This window comes from Azospirillum griseum, from assembly GCF_003966125.1.
Classification (GTDB): domain Bacteria; phylum Pseudomonadota; class Alphaproteobacteria; order Azospirillales; family Azospirillaceae; genus Azospirillum; species Azospirillum griseum.
On record NZ_RXMA01000062.1, the window covers coordinates 1 to 8,856 of the forward strand.

Sequence of the window (8,856 nt, forward strand, 5' to 3'; positions counted from 1 at the left end):
CCGCATCGTAAGCTGCCCAGTTCTCAACCCGATAGCGGGCCTTCGGGATCTTGTGACGACGGCTTTCGTTCGCCTTGTACGGCATCCGGCTCTCGGCTCCAGAAGGGGCCAATCCTTTACCCGCAGCCCTCTTCGATTGCCAGTCTGCCGATTTGTGCACCAATGTCCCTTGGGATAGGTTTTGGTGTCGAGAGCGCTTTCGACGCGCAGCCCGGTTGTCGTGGTGGTCGCGGCGATCAACTCGACCACGGCCAGCCGGCTGGTCAGCGGTCGGCCGCGCCAGTTCTGCGTGATGTGGCAGAACAGGCGATGTTCGATGCGGTTCCATTTCGACGTGCCCGGCGGATAATGGCTGACCTGGATGGTCAAGCCGGTCTCGTCGGCCAGCTTCTGCAGCTCCAGCTTCCACAGACGCACCCGTGCGCCGTTGGAGCCGCCGCAGTCGGCGGTGATCGTCAGCCGCTCGGCGGCCGGGTAGCGCTCGCGGCCCATCTTCGCCAGCCAGCCGCGGATGGCGTTCACCGCGAATTGGGCGGTGTCGTGGTTGATGCCGACGCTCACCCAGCCGGTGTTGGCGGCGAGATCGTAGACGCCGTACGGAACGACTTTGCCGAGCTCCTGGTCGGCGAAGTCGTGGACGTTGACCCGGCGTGGCCGGCCCGCGGGGCGGTAATCGCTGCCGCCGTTGCGGAAATTGCCGATCAGTTCCTTCTTCTTGGTGTCCACCGAGATCACCGGCTGGTCGGCGGCCTGGGCGGCCTGCACGCGCGCGTTGATGTGGGCGAATTGGGCATCGCGGTCGGCATGGTGGGCACCGTCGTTGGCCTTGCGGTTGGCCTGCCGGCTGTAGCCGAGTTGCGCCAGCAGCGGGCGCACGCTGCTGGCGCTGACCGTGTGCCCCAGCCCGCGCAGCGCCACCGCCAGCTTGGCTTGGCTCTTCGAGACCCAGAGCAGCGGGCGCATCGGATCGCCCAATGTGACCGGCTCGACCAGGCGCCGCAGGTCGTCCAGCAGCGTCGGCCGCAGATCCGTCAGAGGCCGCCGGCCACTGCCGGGACGTCGCTGCCGGCCGGCCGGCAACGGCGGCTGATCCAATTCCTTCAGCCCACGCCCCAGCGTGCTGCGGGCGAGCCCCGTCGCCCGCGCCACGGCGGCCAAGCCGCCATAACCTGCCGCGCGCACTTCGGCCGCGGCAAACAACCGCCGGCCACGCTCATCCAATCGGTCCCGAAGCGCCTCGAAACGGCACCGGATCGCATCTTCGTCAATCATCGCCCGACCATACCGGCCGCAACAAACTACGAGAATCCTCTATCTCGCTGACAGCGAACCCGATTCACTCATTCCTGCGCGGCTCCTAAGGAGACCAGCAACGGTTATGCCCGCTCCGGCAAACAGATAACCGGCGTTCGTCGCGCGCTTTCTGGCTGTCTCGACGGCATCGAGAAAGGCGAAGATCCGCCTGCCTACGCTCTGCAGGCGCTCGCTGAGGGCGGCTGCGTCCGGCCCGGCAGTCTCAGGAACGGGCGGCAAGTGGCGAAGAGCGCTGAATGCCTGGACGGCAGTTTCAAAGACCGCATCGGCACCAAGAATCCCAGCCATGCCGAGTGTCCACAGGAGGCGATCGATCTGGCGCCGAACATGGTCTCGAAAGGTGGGGGGCAGAGCATCAAGACTATCGAGGTCGGCCCTTATCGCGCGGAGTATGTCCATGAATTCGACAAGAGGTCCGGTCGGCGGAATGGCGAGCGGATCTTCGTTGTGAAGCAACTCGTCCAACGTGGACAAGGCGTGCATGCGGTCGTCGTTCAGCGAGCTATGGAGCGAGCTCATCTGATGAGGCATCACCTCCAGTGTCGTTGCGTTCGCGAAACCTTGTACCACGCTCTGATGCCGAGGCCGGTTGGCGTCTTTGATGCGCGGCGAAGCGCTAACCTGAGCGACCAGCGCCAGAATGGTGCGGCGGATCAGCGACAGGGCATCATATAGATCCTCATCGGCTGTCACCTTCAGGCGCTCACGCCACGCGGCATGAATAGGGCGGCCGTCTCTCGAATTATGGATGAGTCCGTCAAAGGTAATGTGTACCAAACCTGCAAGGGTTGTGGTCTCCACGGTATCGAAAGCGAACTCTGGTGTTGCCGGCATAAGTGCTCCTTACATGGACGGCGACACGTCAAGCCGCAGCCGCATCATACTGATCATTCACCAGGTCGGTGCGAAGTTCGTCGAGCAGGTGTTGATACTCCACCGGCGGCAGCGCTCTCTGGTTTTGGAGGGATCGGCGTCAAACATGGCTTTCGGCCACAGCCAGGGCATGCAACGGCGTAGCGGAGGTTTAGCAGGCTCGTGCCCATGGAGCAAACACGCCGGAGAGCCGAATAGGGCAGGTCCACCCTCAGCCGACATTGCGGGCACTGGATGGTGAGCGTGATGTCGTCCGCTTCGGCTTCCTCGACGGATAGGGTCCAGACTCGGAAGACGGGCACCTCTGATGCGCCGAACAGCGGGCCGTTTGACCTCCCTCGATGCTCAGGCCAGTCGTTGTAGAGACCGAAATGCTGCCCCAGCCGGAGTGCCCAACGGGTCTCGGCGGTCAGCGCCGCCAGCCGCGTGCCAGCCGGTTCCGCAAGTTGGAACACTGGGACAGCACCGTCGGCCATAATCCGGTGGAGATGCCGGTATAAGGGGCTGGCACCAGGCTCAGATGCCTCGCCGCCCGCCCGAAGATGCTGCCTAGCCCGCCGCGCAACGTCCTCGGTTTGCCCAACGTACAGCGGGTCACCGGTTGTCCAGTCGCGCCGGTCTCCGGTCGTCGGATCGCGGATGACGTAGACCCAGTACGGAGAGCCTTGGCCAGCCGCAGCCAGATCGGTAAGCCTGTGTTCGATCTTCTCCTGCAGGGCGAGCGCTTCCGGTGCCCAGCCCCAGCGTTTCCGTGCTTTCGACACACCCTCGTCCCATCATAGTCCGAAACTGATTCTACCATACCGTGGTGCCACCGGTGTCACCGACTTCCCTGCGCGTTCCCAGCCCGAAGGCTGGCCGACGAGAAGGTGTCCGGGTCAAGCCCGATGTTCGCCACGGCTCCTTTGATGGACGGCCCTATGCCGCCGGGGTTGCTGCATCGTTGCCGACCGGCAACGGCGGCGCGAACGTCGCGCTGGGCGTCCAGCCAGCGATTTCGACCGAGGCGTCCCACTCGTCGACGGCGGCTTGCAGGTTCATCCAGAAGCGCGGCGTGGTGCCAAGCACCAGCGCCAGGCGGGCCGCCGTGGTCGGCTCCACCCTCTTATGGCCGTTCACGATCTGGCTGACATGCTTCCGGCTCAACCCCAGTGCATCCGCCATGGCGGTCACGCTGATGGCGCGCGGCTCCATGTAGTGAGCCTTGAGGATCGCTCCGGGCACGGTCGGACGGCGGTTTCGGCGAAGCGCGGCCATCAGTGATAATCCTCCAAGTCCAGGACGGTGATGTCGGCCCCGTCGAAGGTGAACGTGATGCACCAGTTGCCCGAGACGTGCATGCTGTAGTCGCCCTTTCGGTCGCCTTTGAGCGGGTGAAAATCCTTCACGCCTTCACAGTCTTCCAGCTCCGTGATGCCGTCCAGATGATCCAGAATGAGGATGGCATTGGCTTGCAGGTTCTTGGCGACCTTGCCGGATCGTCCGTTTTCGAACAGCTCCCGCAGTCCTTTATGCTTGATCGCCACGATTGGCATCGCCACCTCTCCGTTACCATTAAGGTAACGCGTTTCGACCGCAGCCGCAAGGGATTTGTTACCTTATGGGTAATGCTCCTCCCGCCGTGCCTCCTTTTATAGATCTCGTGGGATGAGGCCCTTGGCGTTCCGCGGAGGCGTTGCGATGTTGTGCTTGCGCAGCTGTTCTTGTACGCGGACGCTAAAGTCTCATCCTGAACGTGAATGTGTCATCCTGACGCATAAAGTCTCATCCTAATTCAGCTTGTGCTTAATTCTACTGTGTCATAAAGTGCGCAATTGATGGCAGCACGGACATCGCTGGAGTGTTCGGGCGAGCCTTCTGGCGATGTCGATGCGCAGGGTGGCGATGGAGGTCGAGACGTGTCGCTCAGGGCGCGATGGCGGCCCCGCGTAGCCGGAAGCCTTCGGGAAGGTCAGGCGTTTCGATGCGCCCGGAGGGGGATGGTCCTGAGGGGGGAATCGCCGCCCGTTCCCTGATTAGGAAGCCGTAGGCGGTGATGCACAGCGTGGCATGATGGTGGAATCCACGCCATCCTCGGCCCTCGTAATGGCCCAGGCCAAGCTCCTGTTTGAGTTCCAGATAATCGCGTTCGATGCGCCACCGCAACTTGGCGGTCTCCACCAAGGCGTCGAGCGAGATTGTCTGCGGCAGCGTCGACACCCAGTATTTGGTCGGCTTCTCCTCGTCCTCGGGCCACTCGATCAGCAGCCACTCCTCCGGGCGGCGCTCCGCCAGCTCCTCATCGCGATGGGCCGGGTGGACGCGGACGGCGGCGAAGCGGGAGGCGAGCGGGGCGTTCGTGCCTTCGCGCCATGTCACGGGCCGCCACATCTCCGGCGCCAACCCTTCGGCCAGAGCCTTCACCGACACGGGTTCATGTCCAGGGGCGCGGCGCAAACGCCTCGGCGGCCGTCCTCTGCCACTCCAGGGCTTGGGCGGCAAGGGTTCCACCCCGAGCGGCCAGACGGTCAGCGAGGACTGGACCCCGGCGACATAGGTCAGTTCCAGTGCGGTCACGCCGTCGCGCAGGGCGGTGTCGTTGCCGTAGCCCGCGTCCATCAGGACCACGCCCGGCGGCAGACCCGCCGTCATGGCCCTGCGGATCTGGTCCAGCGCGATGGCGGGCTTGGTCTGGAAGCAAACACCGTCCGGGACGCCGGCCCGCGCCCGGCGTTCAGCGTCACCGGCCCATGCCTCCGGCAGGTACAGCCGGAAGGCGACGGGAAGGCTGGCGTGATCGGTCGCCAGCGACAGCGAAACGGCGACTTGGCAATTGTCCTGCTTGCCGATTTGGCCGCAATACTGGCGCGCCACGCCAGCGGAATGGCGGCCCTTCTTCGGCATGCCGGTGTCGTCGATGATCCACGCGCGGATCGGGCCGCGCTCCAACAGCGCCGGAAGCACCAGATCGCGCACCCCGGCCAGCACGGCGGCATCGTCCCACGCCGCCTTGGCGACAAAATGATGCAAGGATTGATGGGCCGCGCCGACACGGCCCGGCTCTACCCGCGCCGCCATCGGCTCAACGCTCTTGCGCTCGCCTGGAAGGAGCAATCCCGTGCAATAGGCGCGAAACGGCACGGCGCGATCAGCGTGATCCAAAGTCGGCGCCAGACGCTCGACATACGCTAAAAACCGTGATTCGCTGCCGCCAGCGGTTCCAAGGAGAGCCATACCGCCTCTCTGAGCGAAGCATGAATCCACCTTCTACAACAAACCGTTATCCAATTCCATATTTTATGACACAGTAGAATTAACCGGGAGCGGCGTATCTTCGAAAGAGGTAGCCGCCCCCGGAGGCATCATGGCCCGGAAACGGTACTCCTTCGACGAGGACAAGATCGCCCGCTTCCAAAAGGAAGGGCGCGGCGAAGGAACCGGAGCGTCCTACAAGCCTTGGCTCACCATCCAGGACGTCCCGTCGACGGGACGCTCCCACCGGTTGCGGGGATGGACGACGGGACGGATCCATCATCTCCTGTCGGACATCGAGTGCGGCCTGTTCTACCTGTTCGACTGGTCGGAGTCGGTGCGCGACATCCGCGAACAGTTCCCGCTCGACCGGCCGACCACACAGCGGATCGCCGAGCAACTTGGCATCAAGCATTCGGTGGACATCGCCACCAAGACGCCGTTGGTAATGACCACTGACATCGTGGTCGACGTCGTCCGCGAAGGACGGTTCGTCACGCTGGCGCGCGCCGTCAAACCAGCCGATCAACTGGATAAGCCGCGAACCATCGAAAAGCTGGAGATCGAGCGGCGTTACTGGTCGGAACGGGGCGTGGATTGGGGCATCGTCACGGAACGAGACATTCCCACCACGATAATCCGCAACGTGGCCTGGGTTCATAACTTCCGCTCGCTGGACGATCTCAGCCAACCGCACCCCGGCTATCTCGCCGAGAAGGCGGCGCTGGTCGTGAGGGAGGTAGAGGGATGGCCAGCGGACCAACCCTTGCGCCATTTCTGCGGTGCCATGGACACCCATCTGGCCATGCCACCTGGAACGTGCCTGATGCTGATTCGGCACTTGCTGGCCACGAAGGCGATCACCTGCAACATGTCGGAACCCTTGGACGACACCGCGTCTTTGCAGCGCTTCCGCGCAGTGTCGTCTGGACTGGGGAGGGCCGCCGGATGACATCGCCCCTGGTCAACCAGCTACTCACCTCCACCGCCGATCAGCGAACCGAGCGTGTTCTGTGGATCGATCCCATGGGCCGCGGCCTGTTCGTCATTGAGGTCGACGCCGCGACCGCCTTGCCGGCCTTTCGGGAGATGACCGATGTCCAAGCGCTCATCGAGCAGGATGCGCTTCTGATCCGTGATGACGATCCCTGGCTTGCCCCCGTTTCGGAGACCGGCGTCCCGGACGACCAAAAGGCGAAACGGGATGCCGCTTGGGCGCTGATCGAGCCTTTGGTGAAGGACCAGCCGTCAATCTTCGTCATGCAATCGCGCGGCCGAGCGATCCGCCGCGTCATGGTGGCCAGCGGCGTTACCAACCAAACCCTGTATCGTCTACTCCGACGGTACTGGCAGCGGGGAATGACACGAAACGCCCTGCTCCCCGACTACGCGAGGTGCGGCGCACCTGGGAAAGAGAGGGCAATCACCGAACAAACAAAGCTCAAGCTGGTGTCCAACGGATATGGAAATCTTGTCATCGATGCCGATGTGCGGAGCCTCTTTCGAGCGGTCATCACCCGCCGCTTTGCAACGAACAAGGAACTTGACCTCAGTGGTGCCTACGAAGACCTGATCCGGCTTCATTACTCCGACTCGGCTATCGACGAGGCAACCGGGCGACAGATGCTTGTTCCGCGAGCCCGCATCCCGAGCCCCCGTCAGTTCCGTTACTGGTACGTCAAGGACAACGACGTCTTCCAGATCGAGCGCATCCGCCGGACGCCACGCGTCTACGACAAGGATTGCCGGGCGTTGCTGAGTTCCTCGACCAGGGAAACCATCGGTCCCGGTTCTCGATACCAGATCGACGCAACCATTGGGGACGTTTACCTCGTGTCCCGGCTGAATCGGAACAAGATCGTCGGCCGCCCCGTGGTCTACATCGTCATTGACGTCTTCAGCCGCATGATCGTGGGCGTGTACATCGGGTTTGAGGGACCGTCCTGGGTCGGCGCCATGATGGCGTTGGCCAACGCCGCCACGGAAAAGGTCACCTATTGCCGACAGTTCGGGGTGGAGATTACCGACTCCGATTGGCCGTGCCATTATCTGCCGGATGTCCTGCTCGGCGACCGTGGCGAGATCGCCGGCAACATGATCGACACGCTGATCAACACACTCAGCGTTCATGTCGAAAACGCCGCTCCGTACCGGGCCGATTGGAAGGGCATCGTCGAACAGCGGTTCCGCATGCTACCGGCCAAGTTCAAGGCCTATACGCCCGGCTACATCGCAGACGACTTCCAGGAGCGCGGCGGTCGGGATTACCGCCTTGACGGACTCCTGGACATCGATCAATTCACGCGAATCATCATTCACTGCATCCTCTACTACAACAATCACCATGTGATTCGGGGCTACGACAAGCTGCCGGAAATGATCGCCGATGGTGTGCCGACGGTTGCCATTGACCTGTGGGAGTGGGGGACGGCGCGGCGAAGCGGAACATTGCGGTCCTTCCCGCCGGACCTCGTAAAGCTGAGCTTGCTGCCGTCCGGCGAGGCGACCGTCACGGCGCAGGGTATCCGCTTCTACGGCTGCTTCTTCAGCTGCCGAAAGGCGATCGAGGAACATTGGTTCGAGCGGGCACGCCAACGGGGTACCTGGACTGTCCGGGTCTCGTACGAACCGCGTTGCCTCGACGAAATCTACCTGCACGACGGAACCAACCCGTCGCGCTTCGTCGCGTGCAACCTGACCGACCGAAGCCGTCCCTACCAGGGGAAGACGCTGTGGGAAATCGACCAGATGCGTCAGGAGGATCGTCGTATCGACCGGGGACAGCAGCACCAGGCTCTTGGCGGGCGAATCAATCTGACGGATATGATTGAAGACGTCGTCGCCGAGGCCCAAGCCATGAAGGCGGCGTCTCCTGCCGTGCTGGAAACCGACCGCCAAAAGATCAAAAGGATCAGGGACAACCGACGAAACGAACGTCGATCGAACCAGGACCGTGAGGCGTTCCGCTTCGGTCCGGAGGCAAGCGGTGAGCGCGGCGGCAAGGTGGTCCCGTTCACGCCAAACCCGCCCGCCGACGAGGATTACAGCTTCCCGAGCATCGCGGACATCCTGAACCGGTTGGAAGACGGAGGTGAGGATGACAAGGGACGACGCTGACCTTCCTGAACTGCCGGAATACCGGGACAACCCCTTCATCAACCGGTTGCCGCCGGTTCTATCGATTCCCGATGCCCTGCGGAACCTGACTCAGCTGCCGCTCCATCGCGAAGAAGAACGGCAATACCCGGCCCACCTTCGCTGCCACTGCCTGCAACGGTTGGGTCGCTACTTCGTGCCCCTCGAACGTCATCTACAACTGGAAGTACGGCTTTCGGCACTCATCCGGCAAGGTTAGGAATCACGCCAAATTAAGTACGTTGTTTTCCGCCCGGGGAGCGATGGTGTAGTTCCACTCTGGATGGAAGTCGTTTGGGGTTA

At 62.9% G+C, this 8,856-nt stretch carries 7 protein-coding genes and 1 pseudogene; 3 read left to right on the forward strand and 5 right to left on the reverse strand.

The annotated features are described in order from the left end of the window. Nucleotides 1–81 precede the first annotated feature (81 nt). The 5 genes and pseudogenes from EJ903_RS25755 to EJ903_RS25775 all read right to left on the reverse strand — a co-directional run. Nucleotides 82–1,272: pseudogene (locus EJ903_RS25755) on the reverse strand (ISAzo13 family transposase); the annotation flags it as partial. Nucleotides 1,273–1,311: 39 nt separating this feature from the next. Next, nucleotides 1,312–2,148, reverse strand: coding sequence for a hypothetical protein (locus tag EJ903_RS25760; protein ID WP_126620735.1), 837 nt, complete (start codon nt 2,146–2,148; stop codon nt 1,312–1,314). Nucleotides 2,149–3,105: 957 nt separating this feature from the next. Further along, complete coding sequence (locus EJ903_RS25765; protein WP_126620736.1) at nt 3,106–3,444, reverse strand: HigA family addiction module antitoxin; 339 nt, start codon at nt 3,442–3,444, stop codon at nt 3,106–3,108. Next, nucleotides 3,444–3,722, reverse strand: coding sequence for a type II toxin-antitoxin system RelE/ParE family toxin (locus EJ903_RS25770; protein WP_126620737.1), 279 nt, complete (start codon nt 3,720–3,722; stop codon nt 3,444–3,446). The genes EJ903_RS25765 and EJ903_RS25770 overlap by 1 nt, the downstream gene beginning before the upstream one ends. 370 nt (nt 3,723–4,092) lie before the next feature. Further along, a complete protein-coding gene (locus tag EJ903_RS25775; RefSeq protein WP_126620738.1) occupies nt 4,093–5,400 on the reverse strand; it encodes an IS701 family transposase in 1,308 nt (435 codons plus the stop codon). A 130-nt stretch (nt 5,401–5,530) separates the two neighbouring features. Here EJ903_RS25775 and EJ903_RS25780 point away from each other — a divergent pair, with 130 nt between their 5' ends. Genes EJ903_RS25780 through EJ903_RS25790 form a run of 3 tightly spaced genes read left to right on the forward strand, consistent with a single transcriptional unit; the run spans nt 5,531 to nt 8,773 of the window. After that, nucleotides 5,531–6,370: a TnsA endonuclease N-terminal domain-containing protein gene (locus EJ903_RS25780; protein ID WP_126620739.1), complete on the forward strand. Its 840-nt coding sequence runs from the start codon at nt 5,531–5,533 to the stop codon at nt 6,368–6,370. Beyond that, nucleotides 6,367–8,535: a Mu transposase C-terminal domain-containing protein gene (locus EJ903_RS25785; protein WP_126620740.1), complete on the forward strand. Its 2,169-nt coding sequence runs from the start codon at nt 6,367–6,369 to the stop codon at nt 8,533–8,535. Before EJ903_RS25780 ends, EJ903_RS25785 begins: the two co-directional genes overlap by 4 nt. Then, nucleotides 8,516–8,773 (forward strand): hypothetical protein, encoded by a 258-nt coding sequence (locus EJ903_RS25790; protein WP_126620741.1) that lies wholly within the window; start codon nt 8,516–8,518, stop codon nt 8,771–8,773. The genes EJ903_RS25785 and EJ903_RS25790 overlap by 20 nt, the downstream gene beginning before the upstream one ends. Nucleotides 8,774–8,856 lie beyond the last annotated feature (83 nt).

Coding starts and splice junctions, on each gene's coding strand:
- EJ903_RS25760 (WP_126620735.1), bottom strand. CDS start 2,148: ATGCCGGCAACACCAGAGTTCGCTTTCGATACCGTGGAGACCACAACC.
- EJ903_RS25765 (WP_126620736.1), bottom strand. CDS start 3,444: ATGGCCGCGCTTCGCCGAAACCGCCGTCCGACCGTGCCCGGAGCGATC.
- EJ903_RS25770 (WP_126620737.1), bottom strand. CDS start 3,722: ATGCCAATCGTGGCGATCAAGCATAAAGGACTGCGGGAGCTGTTCGAA.
- EJ903_RS25775 (WP_126620738.1), bottom strand. CDS start 5,400: ATGGCTCTCCTTGGAACCGCTGGCGGCAGCGAATCACGGTTTTTAGCG.
- EJ903_RS25780 (WP_126620739.1), top strand. CDS start 5,531: ATGGCCCGGAAACGGTACTCCTTCGACGAGGACAAGATCGCCCGCTTC.
- EJ903_RS25785 (WP_126620740.1), top strand. CDS start 6,367: ATGACATCGCCCCTGGTCAACCAGCTACTCACCTCCACCGCCGATCAG.
- EJ903_RS25790 (WP_126620741.1), top strand. CDS start 8,516: ATGACAAGGGACGACGCTGACCTTCCTGAACTGCCGGAATACCGGGAC.